Below are 19,885 nucleotides of genomic sequence, written 5' to 3'. Positions count from 1 at the left end.
GGGCTTTTTTATGTACTGGTTATACCTATTTCTTCACCACTTTGATCAGGGTGCCAGCGGGCAGCTGATCACTTAGCTGCATACCGTTGAGCACGGCCAGTTCGTTGTGGCGGGCATCAGGCATGTTGTGGCTGCGCAGCGCCCCGGCCAGCGTAGTGGCCTTCGGAACCGTTACGATGCTGATACGCTCCGGCTTGCGGTTCAGTTTCTCTGGGTCCGAGAGCACCTTGAAGCTCTGCATACTGCCGCTGAAAACCTGGAAGTAGTTGTTGAAGTTCTGTGCCGTGGTAATGCCCATCAGGCTGTAAATGTTTTCGCCGTGCTGGATAAAGTACGTAAGCGTGCGCAAAGGCTGTTGCTGCTGCTGTTGCTGCTGCTGCGGTTGTGGGTCAGCCACGACCGCGATGGCGGGCAGTCCATTCACGGTTACCTGCTTGCTTTCAACGGGCTGCAGGCCGTAATTCTGCAATTGTTGCTGAGCGGCTTCCTGCAGGCTGGCTCCAGGGGCGAGGGTTAGTGCCATCACGGCGCTTCCGTCCTTCGGCCCCATCTGCACCTGCTGCGGGGAGTTCTGGTAGCCCCAGTTAGTTGGGATCGAAAACTGGAATTTCAACACCGGGTGATAGAAAACCTGATTCTCGACAAAGCCCTGTTTCGGGTCTTCTCCGTAGACGATGCCGTCAATCATTTTGAGGTAGCTGTTGCGGCCCACCTTCGGATCGGTCAGGTTCTGCTTCTTTTGTTCCGCATCCGCCAGTTGGTGCACGGTATTGTAACGGTCGCCCGGGTCGGGGTGTGACGACAGGAGAGAAGGGATCGCCTGTCCGCCTTCCTCCTGCTTGCGCTGCAGGGTGGTGAAGAAGTCAGCCATCTCAGAGGCATCATAGCCGATCTTGGTCGAGTACTCCACCCCCAACTTGTCCGACTCCCGTTCCGCATCGCGGCTATACTTGAGCATCAGCAGACCAAGTCCCTGCGAAACCTCCTGCCCATACTGCGCGACCGTAGGCGACAGGATCATGCCGAGCAGCAGGCCGCCCTGCGCCAGAATGGACTTGCTCTGCTGCTGTGCCGAGTGGCGCGCCGTGATGTGTCCGATCTCGTGGCCCAGCACCCCGGCAAACTGCGCCTCGTTGTTGAAGTGGGCCATAATGCCGCGCGTGAAATAAACGTAACCCCCCGGCACGGCAAAGGCGTTGATCACAGGGGAGTCCACGATCTTGAACTCGTAGTTGAGGTTGCTTCGGTGTGAGACCTTGGCCATTTGCTGGCCTTTTTCTTTGATGAAGCTTTGCAGTTTCGGGTCCTCGTAAAGTCCAAACTCTGCTACAATCTGTGGGTCTGCTTCCTTGCCGAGGGCTATTTCCTGGCTCTCCGACATGAACATCACGTCTTTCTTGCCTGTGACCGGGTTGGTCTGGCAGGAGCTGCTTAGCAGGAACACGGACGCCAATAATCCGGATATTATGTTCTTTCTCATCGTTTTATCGTTTTAAGCCTCCCTGACTCCTCCAAAAAGCTGGGTATATCGCGGAGACTGAATATGTAACAAGCAACGATAATGCAATTTTTAAGTTGCAGAAAACGCTTGTCTGGTATCACTAAGCCATTTTTCGCTAGGGAGTATAGTCCGGTATATGCAGCCCCAGCGTGATATCCCGGTGGCCGACGAAAGTATCGCCTTGCCGTTGCAATGTCACAATACCTGAGCCTCCGCGTTCAGGCCTCTCTTTGCGCACTTCCAGGGTTAGGAGCGGATCGTCCTCAAAAAGAAAATCATCCAGGTAGTATTCGTTCTTGTTGGGTTCCTTGACGGTGACGTGTATGTGGGCGGGCTCATCTCTGGATGGGTAGGTCCCGGGCCTGGTGGTGTAGAACGTATACCTGCCGTCAACCCCAGTCTTGATCCAGCCGCGCAGATAGCCGTGCCGCCTGGCCCAGCCTTTTTCATCTCCCTTCTTGGGGTAGATGCCCGTCTCGTCGGTGTGGTAAACGTACAGAATGACATCCGGTGCAGGCGTTTTGCCATCCGGCAGGTAGACCGTACCCGTCAGCTTGAGCTTGTTTTTCGCATCCGGATGAAAGTCCGGCAGGGTGTCCGTCGGGCTGAGCTTTTTGTCGCCGTACTCATGCAGCGCCTCGCAACCTTCGCAGGGGCCTCCCACGTGCCGGGCAGGCTGTTGGGTTTCCCGGTTGTCCTGCGCCTGGCAGCTGGCAGCAGTGATGAGTAGCAGGTATAGGAGAATCATTTTTTTCATGGGCCGCGCACCATCAGGTATAACATCCTTTTTACGTAGCATTTACCGTATAAGGCGACGAGTGCACTATGCACCTTACTTTGTTCTTAATCCTACAATCACCAATTTTACCACATGTATACACGGGAACAGGCTTCTAAACTCAGACAGGCATTCTGGACAGCATTCGGGCAGTACATGTCCCCCGTGCTTTCGGCGGAAGGGATGCCAACCAACTGGATCAATTACAAAACGGGCCTGAAGAACGTGTACTTCCGCATGCAGGCCGACAAAAAACTGGCTTCCATTGCAATCGAGATGACCCAGCCGGACCCGGAGATCCAGCAAATGTTTTTTGAGCAGTTTGGGGCCATGAAGGAGCTGCTGCACGATACGGTAGGAGAGGAGTGGACCTGGGACCTGCACACAACAGACGAAAACGGAAAAGGAATCAGCCGCATCTACACCGAGCTAAAAGGGGTGAGCGTCTTCAGGCAGGACGACTGGCCCGCGCTGATCTCTTTTTTCAAACCCCGCATCATAGCCCTCGATGCCTTCTGGAACGACGCCAAATACAGTTTTGACGAGCTACGCTAGGTATAGGCCTAATGTCTACAAATAAGGCGTGCGCTCTAAAGGCTCAGACGCCTGAAACAACCCTTCATAGCCCTATATTAAGTATAGCACTAGCGCTTGCGGGCCTGCCGCTTGAGTGGCTCCAGCAAGTACTCCAGTCCGTTGATCTTGATCTCGTAAAGGGTGGCCAGCAGCATGCCGAGTTTGCCGGGCGGAAAGCCTTCGCGGGCGAACCACTCCAAGTATGAGACAGGCAAATAGCACAACACCGTGTCTTTGTATTTGCCGAAGGGCATTTTCATGCGCACCAGTTCGGTGAGCATGGAGGAGTCGGGTTGCATAGGCGTATTCATGTTCTCAAAGATAAGGTATGAAGGCAGTCACTAAAAAGCATCCGGAAACAAAAGCTGCGGCACCTCAAAAAAAACCGGCACGTTGTGCTTCATACTTCCCCTGTGGGTGTTCTGCTTTTCAGAAAGTTTGGCCTTACTGGGGCTAGGGCCTGCTTTTCATTCAGGCTAAGGACAGGATCGTAAGATAAAGAACCCTTCTTTGGGATTATGGATGGCCCTAAAAAGAATTCCGCTTAGCCCGTCCCAAAAGTGTGTGGGCAGGCTAAGCGGGGTTCAGTTTGGCTAAAAGCTGAACCTAAAGATAAGCACAAAATTTTTTAGCGTGCAAGCCTTGTTATCGAAAATAAGTATATTGTTTTATTTATGTATTTGATTATCAGCGAAATAAAGTTATTTCAGGCTACATAGGATGTTATGCCACTGAATTTGCATCCTTAGCAGCACATTTCGGCCACCACCTTTGTTGTCTCATTATGGAATACTTTGTAAAGCACGGCAGTGTCGTGCGTGAAATCTGGGGAAAAGGTGACACAATCCTGTTCATATTTGCGGGTGCCTCGGCCGAATTTGCGCTCAACAAGGCGGTGGACTGGCTTTATTTCACCGGACGGCTGCCGGCCGACCCGCTGGGACGCCTGTTCTCGACGGTAGGCTATGCCCGGCAGATCGTGTTTTCGAGCATGGAAGGAGCGCACAAGGCGATCGATACCATGGCCAAGATACACGCCGGGGTGGAAGCCAAACGCGGCATGGCGATTCCTGACTGGGCTTACCGTGATGTGCTCTTTATGCTGATCGACTATTCTATTCGCTCTTTTGAGTTACTGGAGCGGGGCTTGACCGAAGCCGAGAAAGAAGATGTGTTCGAGGTATTCTATCGCGTAGGCACCCGCATGGGCTTGCAAGGTCTGCCAGGCAGCTACCCAGCCTGGCTTCACATGCGACAGCAGCACTTAGAGGAAAACCTGGCGTCCAGCCATTTCACCGCCGATTTGTACAAGCAGTACCGCAAGCACCTGGGGCCGATCAGGTATACGCTGTTGCTGGAAGGGCAGAAATTGATCGTGCCCGGCACCGTGCGCGAACAGCTTGGCCTGAGTAAATGGTCGGCTCTGAGCCCGGTGCTTCGCGTGTACAAACTGAGTCGACACGTGCGCGCCGACTGGTTGATCAAATCCCTGATCCTGCCACCGGCTTACAAAACCGAGATTAAAGAATTGGATGTGCACCCTGCCTGAGCGCTGTAGTTTGTGTGTAGTTGCTTATTTATGTTAAATAAGTGCCGGCTATACCTGAGCCTTTGCTATACCTGCTGCAGGTAGCTTTGGATTTCCGCGACAGTCTGACGGGCGCTGCGACCTACACCGATCAGGGTACCGGAGGCAAAACCGGTCCAGTTGCCGTAGCCAACCAACCACAGGCCGGCTTTCTGTTTTACTCTCGTGCCTTCCACTTCTATTTTGCCTTTCTGGTCTTTTAGCTGCAGGCAGTCCAGGTGGTCGAGCGCATACCCGAAACCTGTGCACCAGATCACCGCATCCACCGGCTCTTTCTGGCCGTTCGTCCATACCACCCCCTCTTCGTAAAAGCGCTGGAATGGCCGTACTGTATGCAAGACTCCACGGCTGCGGGCCTCTTTCACAGGAGGCACCATCACAATATTGCCCACATGAAACTGGGAGGTGTTTACTTCCTTGCCGTGCTGCATGGCATAGTACCGGGCGGTTGCCTGGTCAAAGAGCACACGACCATCTACATCATCGGGTAGGAAAGTCACTTCGTCTAAGGTCACCCAGGTCGTATTTGCCACTTTCGAAACCTCTGCTAAGATCTGGGCTCCAGAATTTCCGCTACCTACTACCAATACCCGCTTGTTTAGGAACGGCTCCGGATTCTTATATTCAGAGGAATGCAACTGTTGGTTTTGGAAAGTGTCGGCACCGGGGTAGGCAGGTATAAAGGGCTTTCGGAACGTACCCGTTGCGCTGACCACGGTGCGTGTCAGGTATGTTTTATCAGCACTCTTCACTTCGAAAAGTCCTTCGCGAAAGCATACTTCCTCTACCAGTACAGGCCGCTCAACTGGAAATTCGTAGCGCTGCTCGTACCTAGTCAGGTAGTTGATCACTTCCTTACGCGAGGGAAAGGCTCCCTGGCTCTCCGGCATAAGCCAGCCGGGCAGACTGCTGAAGGCAGCGGGAGAGAAGAGGGTGAGGGAATCCCAATACTTGCGCCAGGAGGCGCCCGGCGCTGGCTGATCGTCCAGTAGAATGTAGTGGAGCTTGGCTCTTCGCAGATAATAGGCGCAAGCCAGGGCACTCTGACCGCCGCCAATCACCACAGTATCGAAAATCTCTTGCATGTTGCTCAAGGTATAGGAGTGCTCCCGAAGTTAGCAAAAGCATGGTATGTTAGAAAACGCCATATTCATTTAAGGACAACGATTCCTTTCTGTCATCTCGACAGCATGGAGAGATCTGGATTTTGCCGGTGCATTGACAATATTCCAGATTTCTCCCAAAGGTCGAAATGACAATAATCTGTTTAGATTAATCTTACATAAAAGGAAACTATTCATAAAAAAAGCCCCGACAGAAGTCGGGGCTTTCTGGTTTAATGGAAGAGCTTGGCCTATTTCTGGGCGCTTCCCTGTGCTTCTATGTCTTTGAGCAGCTCTTTCACGGCTGCCTCCAGCTGCTGGTCTTTGCCTTTGCTTACGAGCTCGTACGCATTGGCTACTTTCACGTCCGGCTCAGTCTGCAGGTTTTCCAGGTACTGGCCCTGGATATCCTTCACGCCTAGCGGCGGCACGCCCCAGCGTACGCTGCCGTTCTGCAGCATGGCCCATCCGCCGAAGGTACAGGTGCCCGGCACCGGCATACCTACTAACTTGCCCAGTTTCAGGTCGATGTAGCTGTAGGCGAAGCAGTGGCCGTCGCTGTAATTGGCTTCGTTGGCCAGTGCGATGCTCGGCTTGGTCCAGCGGAAGGATGGCTCAAATCCGGTAGAGCGGGTGTCAGTCGTGTAGTCGAGGAACTTCTTGCCGCTTAGGAACATGGCCAGGTCGGCCACCAGGTCACCGCCGCCGTTGTTGCGGGTATCCACCACCATGCCTTTGCGGTTGGCGTACTTGCCCATCACCTCTTCGTACACTGTGCGGTAGCTCGGGTCGTTCATGCCTGGTATGTGCACGTAGCCCAGCTGGCCGTTGCTTAGGCGGTCCACTTCCTCGGCATTGCGACGCACCCAGCGTCTGTAAAGCAGCGGGTTCTCTTCGCCTAGTGTAATCGGCTTCACGGTGATGTCTCTGCTGTTCTTGCCGTTCGCATCGGTCACGGACAAAAGGGTGTTTTTGCCTGCCTTGCGGTTCAGGTACTGCGCCAGGTCCTTGTCAGGGCTGATCGTCTCGCCGTCAATCTTCTCGATGATCATACCTGGCTTCAGGTTTAGGCCGGCCTTGTCCAGCGGACCGCCAACAATGATCTCATCCAGTTTGATGCCGTTTCCGGTATAGGTCTGGTCGTAGAAAATGCCCAGCGAGGCTGTAGCATCACCGTTCGGATCATTTTTGAAGAAACTCGCGCCGGAGTGTGACACGTTCAGTTCGCCTAGCAACTCGCTCAGCATCTCGGCAAACTCGTGGTCGTTGCTGATGTGCGGCAGATAGTTCTCGTAATCGCCTTTCAACTCGTCCCACTTGGTGTTGTGCAAATTGGCGGTATAGAAGGTCTGCTTGGTGCGGCGCCATACGTGCTCAAACATAAAGGCACGTTCCGCGGCCACGTCCAGGTTCATCTCGCCGTCCACCTTCACGGTTTCCTGCTTGTTGTTGCTCGGGTCCAGCTTTACGATTTTGCCGTCTGACTCCAGGAAGAGGTTTTTCTGCTCTTTGTCCCATACCATGCGGGCGCGGTTGGCGTTCAGGGTTACCAGCATTTTGGTTTCCTTGCTGCGCAGGCTTGTCGACCACAGATTGAAGCCTTTTTCGAATTTGGCTAGGTAGTAGAGCGTCTCGCCGTCTTTCGACACCAGGGCGTCGGACAGGCTGGAGGAGTGCAGCGTCAGTTTCGCCTTGCGGTTGGTGATACCGTCCCAGTCGATCTGCAGCGCTTCTTTTTTAGGAGTGTCGTCTTTCTTGGACTTCTTCTTATTCTTGTCCTGCTCTTTTTCTTTCTCCTTGTCCTTTGCCGCTTTTTCCTCCTGCTCTTTTACAAGGGCATAATCTTCCTTGCTCAGTCTGAACTTGTCAAAAGCATCCTGGGTGAAGAACAGGGCATACACGTCGGCTTGGGCACCGCCGCTGTTAGCCTGACTGCGCATGCCGTCGCGGTTGCTGTTCCAGATCATCATCTTGCCGTTCATCATCCATTTCGGCGCGTAGTCGTTGTAGCCACTTTCGGTCATGTTGATCTTCTTGCCTTTGCCGTCAGCCGCGATAATGCCGACCTCGCCGTTGGCAAAACCGGGCTCCGAGTATTCGAACAGAATCCATTTGCCGTCCGGGCTCCAGCTGTAGTACTGGTCGTTGTCCCGCATCGAGAAGAGCTCGGTGGTCGTGAGCAGCGTGCGTACCTGCTTGCTGGCCAGGTTCAGGATCTTGAGGGTGGCACGGTTTTCCAGGAAGGCGATCTCTTTGCCGTCCGGAGAGTACTGCGGATCGTAGTTTTCCTTGTCGTTTTCGATCAGGGGCGTTTCTTTGAGCAGGGTAGAAGCGTAGAAATAAGGCTCCTCCGAACGCACGATATCTGTCTTGTAGATCTTCCAGCTCTTGCCGCGCTCACTGGCGTAGAGCAGCGACTTGCCGTCCGGGGAGAAGCTCACGCTGCGTTCCTGCTCCGGCGTGTTGGTGATGCGCTTGGTCACAGAACCCTCCACGGCGCTCACAAACACCTCGCCACGGTAGATGAAAGCGACTTCTTTTCCGTTAGGCGACACGGCCAGGTCACTGACGCCATTGCCCACTTTCAGGATGCTCTCGTTGTTGTTTCGGGCATCAGTCGCGATGCGGACGCTCACCTTCTGCGCCTGTCCGTTCGGCTTTTTGGTATAAAGCTCACCATTCTGGCTGAAGGAGAGTGTCCCGTCCTTGGCTGCGCTCAGGAAGCGAACCGGGTGCTTTTCGAAGTTGGTCACCTGCTCCGGTTTGGCAGGACCCTGCGCCGCCATCCGGTACACGTTGAAGGTGCCGCTGGCTTCGCTCAGGAAGTAAATAGACTTCTCGTTATCAGCAAAAACCGGGTTGCGGTCTTCGCCCTCGTAGCTCGTCAGCTTGGTGTGCTTGCCGGTCTTAGTGTCGTAGGTCCAGATGTCGCGGGCTACGGAAGACACGTGGTGCTTGCGCCAGGTGTTCTCGCCGCCCTTTCTGTCGTGGTAGAGCATGGTGCTGCCATCACGGCTCAGCTTCACATCTTCGGCCGGTGTCGTGAGCACCTGCTTTACACGGCCCCCCGTAACGGCCACTTGGTACAACTCCGGGTGATAAGCAGTAGGGTACTGGCGGTTGCTGGCCGCATCGAGGCGGGTAGAGCCGAAGTACACCGTTTTGTTGTCGTGGCTGAACTCGTAGGGGAATTCGTTGGCCGAGTGGTAGGTGATGCGCTGGGCCGTACCGCCCGTCGCCGGCATCACAAAGATGTCGAAGTTGCCGTAGCGGTCGCTGGCAAAGGCAATGGACTTGCCGTCGTGGCTCCACACCGGCATGAAGTCATGCGCCTCGTGCAATGTCAGTGGCGTAGCCGTGCCACCCGCAGCCGGCACGGTATAGAGGTCGCCTTGGTAGGTGAAGACGATGGTTTTGCCATCAGGGGAGATGGCAGGGTAGCGCATCCAGGAGGGTGCGTCCTGCGCAGCAGCCGAAAGCGCCGAACCGGCGGTCAGCAATGCTGCCAGAGCAAATTTTCTGATCATAGAGTCTCGGATTGAAAGCCCCTAAGATAAGGAAGATGCCATTAATATGATATAGCCAATGTTTTAATGCGTCTGCATCACCAACGCCAGTACGCAAAAAGCAACGATAACCCACAAAGTAATCGGGATGCTGCGGCTCTGACCGGTCGCTACTTTCAAAACAGCCCAACTCAGGAAACCCCAGATAATGCCCTGTGAGATAGAATGGGTGAAGGGAATCAGCACCATCGCCAGAAAAGCGGGTATCGCTTCATCCATTTTCAGCCAGTTGATCCGGACGATCGGGCGCACCATAAAAGCCCCTACCAGCACCAGGGCAGGCGCTGTGGCGATGGCCGGAATCATGGAAAGCAGCGGCGCCAGGAACAAAAAAGGAAGAAAAAGCAGACCGGCTACCACCGCCGTCAGACCAGTTCGGCCACCTGCCTCTATACCTACCGCCGACTCCACATAGGCCGTGCCGGGACTGGAGCCCAGCAAGCCCGATATGGTGGTAGAAACTGCATCGGCTGTGAGGGAACGGCCCACGTTGCGGGGCTCCCCGTGCTCATCCGTCAGGTTGGCGGCTTCGGCCAGACCCACGAAAGTGGAAAGACTGTCGAACAGGTCCGTGAACACGAAGGCGAATATGACAGGGAAAACCGCAAACTGAAGGGAGTTGACCAGGTCCAGTTGCAACACCAGGCTGAAGTCGGGAGCCGAGAAGACGCCCTGCCAGTTGATGACCGGGGCCGCATCCAACGCCCACCACCTCCCCAGCGGATAGGCAGCCAGCGTAGTGAGCACTATACCTACCAGTATGGCACCGGTCACGTTGCGGGTTACCAGAATAGCCATCAAAAACAGACCGCCCAGAAAAGTGAGCACCGGCGGAGTGAGCGGACCCAGGCCCGTCGTGGTGGCTTCATCCGGCACAATAAACCCGGCGTTGGCGAAACCGATGATCGTGATGAACAAGCCTATACCTGCAGCGATGGCGTAGCGCAACGGACGAGGTATAGCCTTCAGGATGAGGACACGCACCTTAAACACAGAAAGCATGAGGAACACAATGCCTGACCAGAAAACGGCCCCCAGCGCCACCTGCCACGTAATGCCCATCCCCAGTACCGCCGAGTAAGTGAAGAAAGCATTCAGTCCCATACCTGGTGCCACAATAATCGGGTTGCGCGCATAAAGGCCCATCATCAGGCTGCTGAAAAAAGACACAAGTACTGTGGCCGTCAGCGCGCCTGAAAAAGGCATGCCCGCCTGGCTCAGGATGGCCGGATTCACCGCAATGATATAGGCTGTGGCCAGAAAAGAAGTGAGTCCTGCCAGGACCTCTGTTCGTATGCTCGTGTTGTTCTTTTTCAGCTCAAAGTAGGACTCCATGCTTGGACGTGGGTTAGGAAGGTATGGCTGCTCAAAATTAGGGAATATATACGGTCAAGCGTTAAAAATATGTTAAACTCCTGCCTTTTTGCCTCATAATTCCAGCCGCAAAGCAACCCTCTACCTACCGCCTCTCTCTTTTGCTTATACCTGTCATCAGGGGCGTGTCCGATTTCAAAACAGGGTGTTCATTTTCAGACACTTATAAATTGGTTTTAGATCTATTTTTAGGTATAAGTAGCTGTTTATCAGGTGGTTGCATAGATGGCACATAATTAGAATAAGCAATATTAAACTATGAAAAAATAATTACCAGGGCACATGAAAAAAACACTAACTCTCCAGTCTCATCGCAGCGGCAAAGCCTACTGGCTGCTGCTGTTTTTTCTCTTTGTTTACACCTCTGTTTCGGCGCAGCAGGCTACCATTGCGGGCAAGGTGATGGAAGCGGATGACAAGCCCATGGGCTATGCCAACGTGCTCCTGCTCAAAGCGGCAGACTCCTCGCTCGTGAAAGGTACACTCTCTGATGAAAGTGGCGCTTTCCTGTTTGAAGGGATAGACGTGGGCAGGTATAAGGTGGTGGCCAGCATGGTAGGTTTTGACAAGTCGAAGGCCATGGAGGCCAATGTGACGGCAAAGGCAGAAACGCTTAAACTGAGCCCGATTATGATGAGCCAGGCTGCCACGGCGCTGAAAGAGGTGGTGATCGAAGGGCAGAAACCGCTGATAGAGCAGCACCTCGACAAAACGGTGCTGAACGTGGAGAACAGCATTGTGTCGGCCGGCAACACGGCGCTCGAGGTGCTGGAAAAGGCGCCGGGCGTGGTCATCGACCAGAACGACAACATCAGCATGCGCGGTCGCCAGGGCGTGATCGTGATGGTGGACGGAAAGCCGGTGCCGATGTCGGGTTCCGAGCTGGCCAACATGCTGCGCGGCATGTCGGCCAGCAGCGTGGAGAAGATCGAGCTGATCACCAATCCCTCGGCCAAGTACGACGCAGCCGGTAACTCGGGCATCATCGACATTCGCCTGAAACGCGACAAGAGCCTGGGCACCAACGGAACACTCAGCGCCTCCTACGGACAGGGCCGCTTTGCCAAATCGAACCAGGGCGTGCAGCTGAACCACCGAACCAAAAAATTCAACCTCTTCGGCAGCTACAACTACGTGCTGCGCAAAGACTTCAACGACCTGGACATCAACCGTCGCTTCCTGGACGAAAACGGGACTTTCACGGGTGCTTACGACCAGCAGAACAGGTTCGACTTTGTATTCAATAATCACAGCGGCAGGGTGGGGGCCGATTACTTCCTTTCGCCTAAAACGGTACTGGGCGTGGTGGCCAGCGGCTTTGTGTCGGACATAGACCGAGGCACGAACAACCGTTCCAGCGTGATCAACGCAGGCGGACAGGCAGAATCCTCTTTCGTGACGGGCGCTGATGTGGAGCACGGTCGTCGCAACCAGGCCTACAACTTCAACCTGAAGCACACGATCGATAGCCTGGGCCGCGAGATCACCGCCGACGTGGACTACATCAGCTACCGCAACACCGACGAGCAGAACTTTACCACCAACTACTATAACCTGAGTGGCGAGCAGATCCGAGACCCTTATTTGCTGTACGGCACCCTGGACGGTGACCTGACCATCAAGTCTGCCCGCGCTGACTACCGCCAGCCGCTGCGTGCCATCGGAGGTAATTTTGAGGCCGGCCTGAAAAGCAGTCTGGTGACAGCCGACAATGACCTGGCCTTTTTCGACCGTAGCAACGGCGGCAACATACTGGACACAGACAAGAGCAATCACTTCCTGTATGACGAGAACATCAACGCAGCCTATGTGAATGCGAACAAAAAGTGGAAAAAGACGGGGCTGCAACTCGGCCTGCGCCTGGAGAACACCATCGCCAAGGGCAGGCAGCTGACCGACGGTCAGAAGTTTGACCGCAACTATACCCAGCTGTTCCCGAGCGCCGCCGTTAACTACAGCCTGAACAAAAAGCACGACCTGGGTATGTCGGTGAGCCGCCGCATCAACCGACCGTCCTATAACCAGCTCAACCCCTTCAAGAACTTCCTGGACCCAAGCACTTACTCAGCTGGCAACCCCTTCCTGAAACCAGAGCTGTCTTATTCCTTTGAGCTCACCCATACTTTCGATCAGCGCTTCATCACCAAGCTGAGCTACAGCCGCACCACCGACGTGATGGTGCAGGTGCTCTCGCCAGCCGAGGAAGGAGAGAAACTCGTGGTGCAAACCTTCCGCAACCTGGCCTCGCTCGACTATTACGGCCTGACCCTGACAGCGCCTTTCTCGATCGGCAACTGGTTCAACAGCGTGAACAATGCCACAGTTTACTATGGTCACTACAAAGGTTTTGTGGCCGACACTGACCTGAGCAACGGCATCCCGACCTTTAACCTGAACTCGAACAACACCATCAAGCTGCCGAACGACTGGTCGGCTGAACTGGTGGGCGTGTACCGCGGCCGCGAGGTATACGGCTTCCTGGAAGTAGACCCGCTTTGGTTTATGTCGGTGGGCGTGCAAAAGCAGTTCTGGGACAAAAAAGCGAGCCTGAAACTGAACGTATCCGATGTGTTCTATACCAACAAAGTGAACGGCTATACTGCCCTGGCACGCTACGAAGAGAATTTCTACCAGCGTCGCGATACGCAGGTGGCGACCCTGAGCTTCAACTACCGTTTCGGACAGGCGCAGTCCGGTCCGTCACGCCGCCGCACGGGCAGTGCCGAAGAAGAGACGAGAAGAGCGAATTGAGTAAAAGTGAAAGAGTGTTAAGACTGGTTTTTGTTAATTGATAAAGCGCCCGGGTTTTGCCCGGGCGCTTTTACGTTTGGGTGCGTATACCTGTCTGGCTATACCTTGCACCCCATGTCCTATACCGCTAATTTCCGGTTTTACGGCTCCCTGAATGACTTTCTGCGGCCCCGCCAGCGCCATACTACCTTCAGCTATACCTTCGCGGCACACCAAACGGTCAAGGACATGATCGAGGCCATGGGCGTGCCCCATGTGGAGGTTCGGGATGTGCTGGTGAACGGGGAGAAAGTAAGTTTTAGCCATCGGCTTTTGCCCGACGACCAAGTAGAGGTATACACTTACGAAAACGGGGAGGAGACGCTACTTTCAGGTATAGCGGAGCGGCGTTTTGTATTGGATGTGCACCTCGGTTCGCTGGCCCGCGCCCTGCGCATGCTGGGCTTCGACACGGTATACGGGCAACACCTGCATGACCCGGAACTCGTTCGCATTTCCATCGAAGAAAAGCGTATTCTGCTCACGCGAGATGTCAACCTGCTCAAGCACAAGGCTATACCTGCCGGTTACTGGCTGCGGTCACAGCAAACCGAAGCGCAGCTGCTGGAAGTGCTCACCAAGTATAAGCTGGCGGATCTGTTTCGACCCTTCACACGCTGCATGGTTTGCAACGGCCGCATTGTGCCGGTCGATAAACAGCAAGTACTGGAGTTGTTGCCTCCTAAAACCCAGCTATACTTCGACGAGTTTTACCAGTGCCAGCAATGCAGGCGGGTCTACTGGAAAGGCTCGCATTATGAGCGGATGCAGGAGTTGATCCGGCGAATAAAGGAGAAGGAAAGGTATAGCTGATACCGTAAAAAAAACAGGCCCCGCTACTGATAACGAGGCCTGCCTTGCTGATCTTAAACCGATTGCTATACCCGATAGCAGATGGCGTTGATATTCATGCCAGCCCCAACGGAAGCAAACAGGATGATGTCGCCATCGTTGAGTTCGTGCTTCTCATCCTGACCCTTTCGCACAATGTCGTAGAGCGTCGGCACGGTGGCCACAGAGCTGTTGCCCAGGTAGTGGATGCTCATCGGCATGATGTCTTCCGGAATGTCGCGCCGGCCGTAGAGTTTGAAGAGCGCCTGTATCATACCCTCGTCCATTTTCTCGTTGGCCTGGTGGATGAACACCTTCTTCACGTCTTTAATATCCACGCCACACAGATCCAGGCACTCCTTCATGGCCTCCGGCACCAGCTTGATGGCGTACTCGTATACCTTGCGCCCCTTCATCTTGATGTAGCGCACACGCGGGTCGCCGTTCGGCATGTAAGACTTGTTCATGTTGATGTAATAGGCTTCCTCCACGCTGTGGCTGCGGGCGCAGCTGGCCAGTATGCCGCTGCCGTCTTCGGGCACCTGCTGGTACTCCACCACCGAAGCCCCGGCGCCGTCGCTAAAGATCATGCTGTCGCGGTCGTACATGTCGATGACGCGGGAGAGGGTTTCGGCTCCGATCACGAGCGCCTTCTTCGCCATGCCTGCCTTAAAAAAAGCATCCGCCTGGATCATGCCCTGCACCCATCCCGGACAACCAAACAGGATGTCGTAGGCCACGCAATTCGGACTTTTGATCTTAAGGTTGTGCTTTACGCGGCTGGCAAGCGCAGGCACAGCATCCGACTGAATAGTGCCCTCGATGACGTTGCCGAAGTTATGCGCCACAATGATCATGTCGAGCGTTTCAGGATCGATGCCGCTGTTGCGAATTGCTTCTTCGGCGGCGAGCGTAGCGATGTCGGAAGTGGTGAGGTGGGAGGCCACGTAGCGGCGCTCCGCTATACCTGTTATCTTTTGAAATTTCTCAACAACTACGTTCGGGCAAACCCCGATCGGCTCGTTCTGATCAGTGTAGAAATTGTGTGAGGTGAAGTCCTGGTTGGTTTTTACTTCAGTCGGAATATAACTGCCGGTGCCAGTGATAACGGATCGCCACATATTGGTAGATTATAGGGTGAGGAAAAGTCAGTTGGGTACAAGACCCAACTGCTACACAATATATTGGTTGTCACTATATACGGCAAGATAATTCTACCGAAAATGTTTAAACATTATTGCATTTTATACTGACTTCAGGTATAGCGCAACAAATACGTAGAATTCTACAAGGTATAGCGTTGGACCACCCGAGTCAGCTCCTCCATAAACAGATGCATGTGGTAGCCATCCGCCAGGGCGTGGTGCAGTCCGATGCTGATAGGCAGGTATACCTGGTCGCCGCGCATCTCCAGTTTGCCATACCCGATTTTCGGTACGCCCGGGTCTTCTTGTCCGATCGAAAACGCATGCTCCATCCCTCTGAAGGTGAACCAGGGTAGCGTGGTCATGTGCAGCAGGTCTATACCTTGATGGCCGTTGAAGAGCTTTGTGCTTTGCTTTACGGCTGCAATGATGCGGGCGCCTTCGGCACAGAAATCGGCCAGCTTTTCGTGGTAGGGGAAGTGGGTGAATGCGATCTGCTTGTTGTCTTTCAGGATAGTGGTCGACAGGTCCAGGCCGCTATACCTAACCACCTGCCCGTTTTCGATGCGCAGCAGGAAGTTCTCTACCTGCCGGGCAGCCTGCACGGTGGCGTGCATGTAGGCCAGCGAAATAGACAAACCGTGCTGTTTGCAATACTGATAAAGCGGGGTGATGTCGGCTTCTGTGTGAACGTTGAAAAACGGCTGGGTGAAGGTGCTGAAAAAGCGGAAGGTTTCTTCCCGTTCCCACCCTTTGATAGGGATTATTTCTTTGCTGTAGCGGTTCTGCATGTATAAGTAGGACAGTTTCTCGGTAGACTGTCATTTGTAAACGAAAGCGCAAAGATAGGGGATGCTGCACATTTCTCATTTTTTCCAGGGGCGAAATGCAAAAAGTATATGCTTTGTTATGAATATTCTTTTATATTTATAGCACAATACATGTCATTATCTGCAATTGCCTATGAACGAACTTTTACAAGCTACTTTTTCCGCCGTCAACATCATCCCCACCGCCTTGCTGGCCTTCGTGCTGCTGTACTGGCTGGCCGTCATCTTCGGCTTGCTGGACCTCGACTTTTTTGATGTGGAGGTGGAGCCTGAGGTGGATGCCGATGGTGTGTCGGCCGTCAGCTGGCTCAACAATGTGCTGGCCTTCTTCAACCTGGGCAAGGTGCCTTTCATGGTGTTCCTGACTTTCCTGGCGCTGCCCTTCTGGGCGTTCTCGATCCTGGCCAACTACTACCTCAACGACGGCTATACCCTGCTAGGCTGGCTATACCTGATCCCGTCCTTCGTGGGCGCGCTGTTCGTTGCTAAGTTTCTGACCATGCCTTTCGTGCGCGTCTTTTCCGCCATGGAGAAAGAGCACGAATCGGCTGCCAATATCATCGGGCAGATCTGCACGGTTACCTTGCCGGCCAACGGCAACGAGCTGGGGCAGGCTGCCGTGAAGACGACTGGTGCGCCGCTCTTGCTGAATGTCAGAACCACCCAAGGCTCCGCTGTGCAGAAAGGGGAGACAGCGCTCGTGCTTGAGTACAATGCTGAAAACAAATTTTACCTCATAGAACCTTACCAAACCATTTAATTCGCATGCTAGAATCTTTATCCTTGTCTATCGTCATTATACTGGCGGTATTCGCGATTGGCTTTATCGCCATCGTCATCAAAATGTACCAGAAAGCCATTCAGGGCGAGGCCATGGTGCGCACCGGTCTGGGCGATACGAAAGTGTCCTTCTCCGGCATTTTTGTGGTGCCCGTTATCCATAAACTGGAGGTGATGGACATTACGCTCAAGACGATCGTGATCTCCAGAACCGGTTCCGAAGGCCTGATCTGTAAAGACAACCTGCGCGCCGACATCAAAGTGAATTTCTTTTTGCGCGTGAACAAAACGCCGGAAGACGTGATCCAGGTGGCACAGTCGATTGGCTGTAAGCGTGCCTCGGACCATTCGGCGTTGGAGAGTCTGTTCGATGCCAAGTTCTCCGAAGCACTCAAGACCGTGGGCAAGCACTTTGATTTCGTGGACCTCTACCAGAGCCGCGATGATTTCAAGCGTCAGATTCTGCAGACGATCGGCACCGACCTGAACGGCTATGTGCTGGACGACTGCGCGATCGACTACCTGGAGCAAACACCCCTGACCCACTTGAACGAAAACAACATCCTCGATGCCGAGGGTATCAAGAAGATCATCGACCTGACGGCCAAGCAAAAGGTACAGGCTAACCTGATCGAGCGCGAGAAGCAGAAGACGATCAAGAAGCAGGACGTAGAAGCGCAGGAAACTATCCTGGAGCTCGAGAAACAACTGGCAGAAAACGAGGAGAAGCAGAAGCGTGAGATTGCCAACATTAAATCACGCGAGTTTGCCGAGATGGAAAAAGTACGCCACGAAGAGCGCCTGAAAGCGGAGAAAGCCCGCATCGCTACGGACGAAGAAGTAAAAATAGCCGAGCAGAACAAAGACCGCCAGATCCTGGTGGCCGAGCGCAGCAAAGAGCGTACGGATGCCATCGAAACCGAGCGTGTAGAGCAGGCAAGATTGCTGGAGGCGAACGAGAAAGAGCGTATCGTGGCACTGGCGCAGATTGAGAAAGAGAAGGCCATTGAAGAAGAGCGTAAGAACATCCAGGGCATCATCCGCGAGCGTGTGACCGTGGAGAAAGCCGTGGTGGAGGAAGAAGAGAAGATCAAGGATACCAAGGCCTTTGCCGAGGCTGATCGTGTGAAACTGGTAGCTATTAAGAATGCGGAGAAAGAAGCAGAAGAGTCGCTGGTGAAAGAGATCAAGAGCGCAGAGGCGGCCCGTCAGGCGGCGGAGTTCCGTGCGAAGCAAATGCTGATCGATGCGGAAGCAGAGCAGGTATCTTCGAACAACCGGGCACAGGCCATCAAGACCATGGCAGAAGCCGAGGCAGCCCAGGCAGCAGCGATCGGTCTGTCAGAGGCACAAGTGATGGAAGCCAAAGCCCATGCCCGTCAGAAAGAAGGCGAAGCGGAGGCACTGGTGATCAAAGCCAAAGCCAACGCGCAGGCCGAAGCCGACGAGAAACTGGGTATGGTAACTGCCAAAGTGACCAAGGAGCAAGGTATAGCCGATGCGACGGTAGTAGAAAACCTGGCTGCCGCAGAAGAGAAACGCGGTCTGGCAGAAGCCCGTGTGATCGGCGAGAAGTTCACCGTGGACGCCAAAGGTATAGAGGAGAAAGCCGAAGCCATGCGCAAGCTGGATGGCGTGGGCAAAGAGCACGAAGAGTTCAAGCTGCGTCTTGAGAAAGACAAGGCCATCGAACTGGCTCAGATCAACATCCAGAAAGACATCGCCGCTTCTCAGGCCGAGGTGATCTCCGAAGCCCTGAAGTCAGCGAAGATCGACATCGTGGGTGGCGAGACCATGTTCTTCGACCAGATCGTGGGCTCCATCACCAAAGGCAAGCAGGTAGACCGGTTGGTAGGCAACAGCGAAGTGCTGAACACCGTGAAGGAGACCTTCTTCCAGCCAAACGGTAACGGCCATGTAGACTTCCGCGAGAACCTGCAGCAGTTTATCAACCAGTTCGGTATGACCTCCGACGACGTGCGCAACCTGAGTGTTTCGGCCATCCTGCTGAAGATGATGCAAAGCAGTGCCGACGAAAGCACACTCAACACCCTGAAGCAGCTGACTACCACGGCTACGGCTATGGGGATCGCGGATAAGCCGTACATTTCATTGAATTAACCTCACCCCAAACCCCTCTCCTAAAACAGGAGAGGAGCTTTTTATACCTGCGGTGGCGATCATATCAATGCAAGAAGTTTTACAAATAAATAAGAAGCACCAATTAAAATCTATCTCCAACGGAGCATTAGTGATCTTAGGCTATCCTGTAGGTCTTCTGTTACTTTGGTTAAAGGAGTTACTTGGGTTTAAAGGGAGTAATGCGCTTTTAGAGCTCGACTTCTACTTTCTCCTGTTTGGGGTTTGCCTCGTCTCCTTTCTACCAGCATTTTACTTACATATTGTATACTTTCTAACGAATAGAAATACAGTAGTTGAAGTAGATAAGCAGCAGCAACTAATAACAATTAATTACAAAAGAGGCAGGCATATTATACATGCCTCAGATATAAAGCATGTAGTAAGGGTGGTTCAGCGAGATTACCGGCTTCCAGAACAGCAGCAGAATTGGTTTCCTGTTCCATGGAGAAAGTATGGATATCTGAAACTAATCACCCATGACAATACCGTCTTCTTGTTAACATCCCTCATGCTTGACCCGATAAACCCTCCTATAAAGGAAACAGAGACCCAGTACAAATTCCTGCCCGACTTAGATGAAACTGTCGAAGAAGAATTGACACATGCAGAGATTGATGGCCAGCTACGGGTATCAGTAGAAAGCTTTAAGCTAAAATTTAAGAATCACACTGAACAAGAGCTTTTCGAGAAGATTTCTAAGAAGGGGTACAGGAAAGAAGCAGTAATGGCGGCTGAAGAGCTTTTGCATGAAAAATATACTTAACAACAAAAACTATTGCGCACTTAGGCAAACTTTATTAAAACCGTTATAAAAGCCACTAGTACAAAATAAGCCGTGAAAACAATTGGCTTTAACTGAAGCCAAAAACTTACAATCATTC

Annotated in this window: 15 protein-coding genes; 7 read left to right on the top strand and 8 right to left on the bottom strand. The window is 53.4% G+C overall.

The window, feature by feature from the left end; all coding sequences use genetic code 11:
* Positions 1-25: 25 nt before the first annotated feature.
* Together IEV97_RS03225 and IEV97_RS03220 are read right to left on the bottom strand one after the other, a co-directional pair.
* The gene (locus tag IEV97_RS03225) at positions 26-1,480 is read right to left on the bottom strand and encodes a M48 family metalloprotease (protein WP_188500049.1); all 1,455 of its coding nucleotides are present in this window, start codon (positions 1,478-1,480) and stop codon (positions 26-28) included.
* A gap of 136 nt (positions 1,481-1,616) precedes the next feature.
* Entirely contained in the window at positions 1,617-2,258 is a 642-nt protein-coding gene (locus tag IEV97_RS03220; RefSeq protein ID WP_188500048.1) for a dioxygenase family protein, read from the bottom strand.
* A 114-nt stretch (positions 2,259-2,372) separates the two neighbouring features.
* Between IEV97_RS03220 and IEV97_RS03215 the strand changes: the two genes are divergently transcribed.
* The gene (locus tag IEV97_RS03215; protein ID WP_188500047.1) at positions 2,373-2,834 is read left to right on the top strand and encodes a DUF4268 domain-containing protein; all 462 of its coding nucleotides are present in this window, start codon (positions 2,373-2,375) and stop codon (positions 2,832-2,834) included.
* 89 nt (positions 2,835-2,923) lie between these two features.
* Here the strand turns inward: IEV97_RS03215 and IEV97_RS03210 are convergent, their stop codons facing one another.
* Entirely contained in the window at positions 2,924-3,166 is a 243-nt protein-coding gene (locus tag IEV97_RS03210; RefSeq protein WP_229733765.1) for a DUF3820 family protein, read from the bottom strand.
* A 473-nt stretch (positions 3,167-3,639) separates the two neighbouring features.
* On the opposite strand from IEV97_RS03210, the gene IEV97_RS03205 reads away from it, so the two are divergent.
* A complete protein-coding gene (locus tag IEV97_RS03205; protein ID WP_188500046.1) occupies positions 3,640-4,404 on the top strand; it encodes an oxygenase MpaB family protein in 765 nt (254 codons plus the stop codon).
* Between the two features lie 65 nt (positions 4,405-4,469).
* Here IEV97_RS03205 and IEV97_RS03200 read toward each other — a convergent pair whose 3' ends face one another.
* The 3 genes from IEV97_RS03200 to IEV97_RS03190 all read right to left on the bottom strand — a co-directional run bounded on the left by IEV97_RS03200 (position 4,470) and on the right by IEV97_RS03190 (position 10,447).
* A complete protein-coding gene (locus IEV97_RS03200) occupies positions 4,470-5,528 on the bottom strand; it encodes an ArsO family NAD(P)H-dependent flavin-containing monooxygenase (RefSeq protein WP_188500045.1) in 1,059 nt (352 codons plus the stop codon).
* A 269-nt stretch (positions 5,529-5,797) separates the two neighbouring features.
* On the bottom strand, positions 5,798-9,073 hold the full coding sequence (locus IEV97_RS03195; RefSeq protein ID WP_188500044.1) for a S41 family peptidase: 3,276 nt from the start codon (positions 9,071-9,073) through the stop codon (positions 5,798-5,800).
* Positions 9,074-9,136: 63 nt separating this feature from the next.
* The gene (locus tag IEV97_RS03190) at positions 9,137-10,447 is read right to left on the bottom strand and encodes an NCS2 family permease (protein WP_188500043.1); all 1,311 of its coding nucleotides are present in this window, start codon (positions 10,445-10,447) and stop codon (positions 9,137-9,139) included.
* Between the two features lie 321 nt (positions 10,448-10,768).
* On the opposite strand from IEV97_RS03190, the gene IEV97_RS03185 reads away from it, so the two are divergent.
* Both IEV97_RS03185 and IEV97_RS03180 read left to right on the top strand, forming a co-directional pair.
* On the top strand, positions 10,769-13,237 hold the full coding sequence (locus tag IEV97_RS03185; protein WP_188500042.1) for a TonB-dependent receptor: 2,469 nt from the start codon (positions 10,769-10,771) through the stop codon (positions 13,235-13,237).
* Positions 13,238-13,267: 30 nt separating this feature from the next.
* The gene (locus IEV97_RS03180; protein WP_229733764.1) at positions 13,268-14,089 is read left to right on the top strand and encodes a Mut7-C RNAse domain-containing protein; all 822 of its coding nucleotides are present in this window, start codon (positions 13,268-13,270) and stop codon (positions 14,087-14,089) included.
* Positions 14,090-14,154: 65 nt separating this feature from the next.
* Here the strand turns inward: IEV97_RS03180 and IEV97_RS03175 are convergent, their stop codons facing one another.
* Together IEV97_RS03175 and IEV97_RS03170 are read right to left on the bottom strand one after the other, a co-directional pair.
* Positions 14,155-15,228: a 3-oxoacyl-ACP synthase III family protein gene (locus IEV97_RS03175; protein ID WP_188500041.1), complete on the bottom strand. Its 1,074-nt coding sequence runs from the start codon at positions 15,226-15,228 to the stop codon at positions 14,155-14,157.
* Between the two features lie 164 nt (positions 15,229-15,392).
* On the bottom strand, positions 15,393-16,043 hold the full coding sequence (locus tag IEV97_RS03170; RefSeq protein WP_188500040.1) for a CatA-like O-acetyltransferase: 651 nt from the start codon (positions 16,041-16,043) through the stop codon (positions 15,393-15,395).
* Between the two features lie 172 nt (positions 16,044-16,215).
* On the opposite strand from IEV97_RS03170, the gene IEV97_RS03165 reads away from it, so the two are divergent.
* Genes IEV97_RS03165 through IEV97_RS03155 form a run of 3 tightly spaced genes read left to right on the top strand, consistent with a single transcriptional unit; the run spans position 16,216 to position 19,767 of the window.
* Positions 16,216-16,842 carry an OB-fold-containig protein gene (locus tag IEV97_RS03165; RefSeq protein ID WP_188500039.1) on the top strand — a complete coding sequence of 209 codons (627 nt, stop codon included), beginning with the start codon at positions 16,216-16,218 and terminating at the stop codon, positions 16,840-16,842.
* Positions 16,843-16,847: 5 nt separating this feature from the next.
* Positions 16,848-18,983, top strand: coding sequence for a flotillin family protein (locus tag IEV97_RS03160; RefSeq protein WP_188500038.1), 2,136 nt, complete (start codon positions 16,848-16,850; stop codon positions 18,981-18,983).
* Between the two features lie 52 nt (positions 18,984-19,035).
* Complete coding sequence (locus tag IEV97_RS03155; protein WP_188500037.1) at positions 19,036-19,767, top strand: PH domain-containing protein; 732 nt, start codon at positions 19,036-19,038, stop codon at positions 19,765-19,767.
* Positions 19,768-19,885: the final 118 nt, after the last annotated feature.

This window comes from Pontibacter amylolyticus, from assembly GCF_014638845.1.
GTDB classification, from domain to species: Bacteria; Bacteroidota; Bacteroidia; order Cytophagales; family Hymenobacteraceae; genus Pontibacter; species Pontibacter amylolyticus.
Note: the sequence above shows the minus strand (reverse complement) of the source record. Positions and strands in the feature narration are given on the sequence as shown.

Coding starts and splice junctions, on each gene's coding strand:
- IEV97_RS03210 (WP_229733765.1), bottom strand. CDS start 3,166: ATGAATACGCCTATGCAACCCGACTCCTCCATGCTCACCGAACTGGTG.
- IEV97_RS03190 (WP_188500043.1), bottom strand. CDS start 10,447: ATGGAGTCCTACTTTGAGCTGAAAAAGAACAACACGAGCATACGAACA.
- IEV97_RS03225 (WP_188500049.1), bottom strand. CDS start 1,480: ATGAGAAAGAACATAATATCCGGATTATTGGCGTCCGTGTTCCTGCTA.
- IEV97_RS03160 (WP_188500038.1), top strand. CDS start 16,848: ATGCTAGAATCTTTATCCTTGTCTATCGTCATTATACTGGCGGTATTC.
- IEV97_RS03175 (WP_188500041.1), bottom strand. CDS start 15,228: ATGTGGCGATCCGTTATCACTGGCACCGGCAGTTATATTCCGACTGAA.
- IEV97_RS03165 (WP_188500039.1), top strand. CDS start 16,216: ATGAACGAACTTTTACAAGCTACTTTTTCCGCCGTCAACATCATCCCC.
- IEV97_RS03220 (WP_188500048.1), bottom strand. CDS start 2,258: ATGAAAAAAATGATTCTCCTATACCTGCTACTCATCACTGCTGCCAGC.
- IEV97_RS03185 (WP_188500042.1), top strand. CDS start 10,769: ATGAAAAAAACACTAACTCTCCAGTCTCATCGCAGCGGCAAAGCCTAC.
- IEV97_RS03215 (WP_188500047.1), top strand. CDS start 2,373: ATGTATACACGGGAACAGGCTTCTAAACTCAGACAGGCATTCTGGACA.
- IEV97_RS03195 (WP_188500044.1), bottom strand. CDS start 9,073: ATGATCAGAAAATTTGCTCTGGCAGCATTGCTGACCGCCGGTTCGGCG.
- IEV97_RS03205 (WP_188500046.1), top strand. CDS start 3,640: ATGGAATACTTTGTAAAGCACGGCAGTGTCGTGCGTGAAATCTGGGGA.
- IEV97_RS03170 (WP_188500040.1), bottom strand. CDS start 16,043: ATGCAGAACCGCTACAGCAAAGAAATAATCCCTATCAAAGGGTGGGAA.
- IEV97_RS03200 (WP_188500045.1), bottom strand. CDS start 5,528: ATGCAAGAGATTTTCGATACTGTGGTGATTGGCGGCGGTCAGAGTGCC.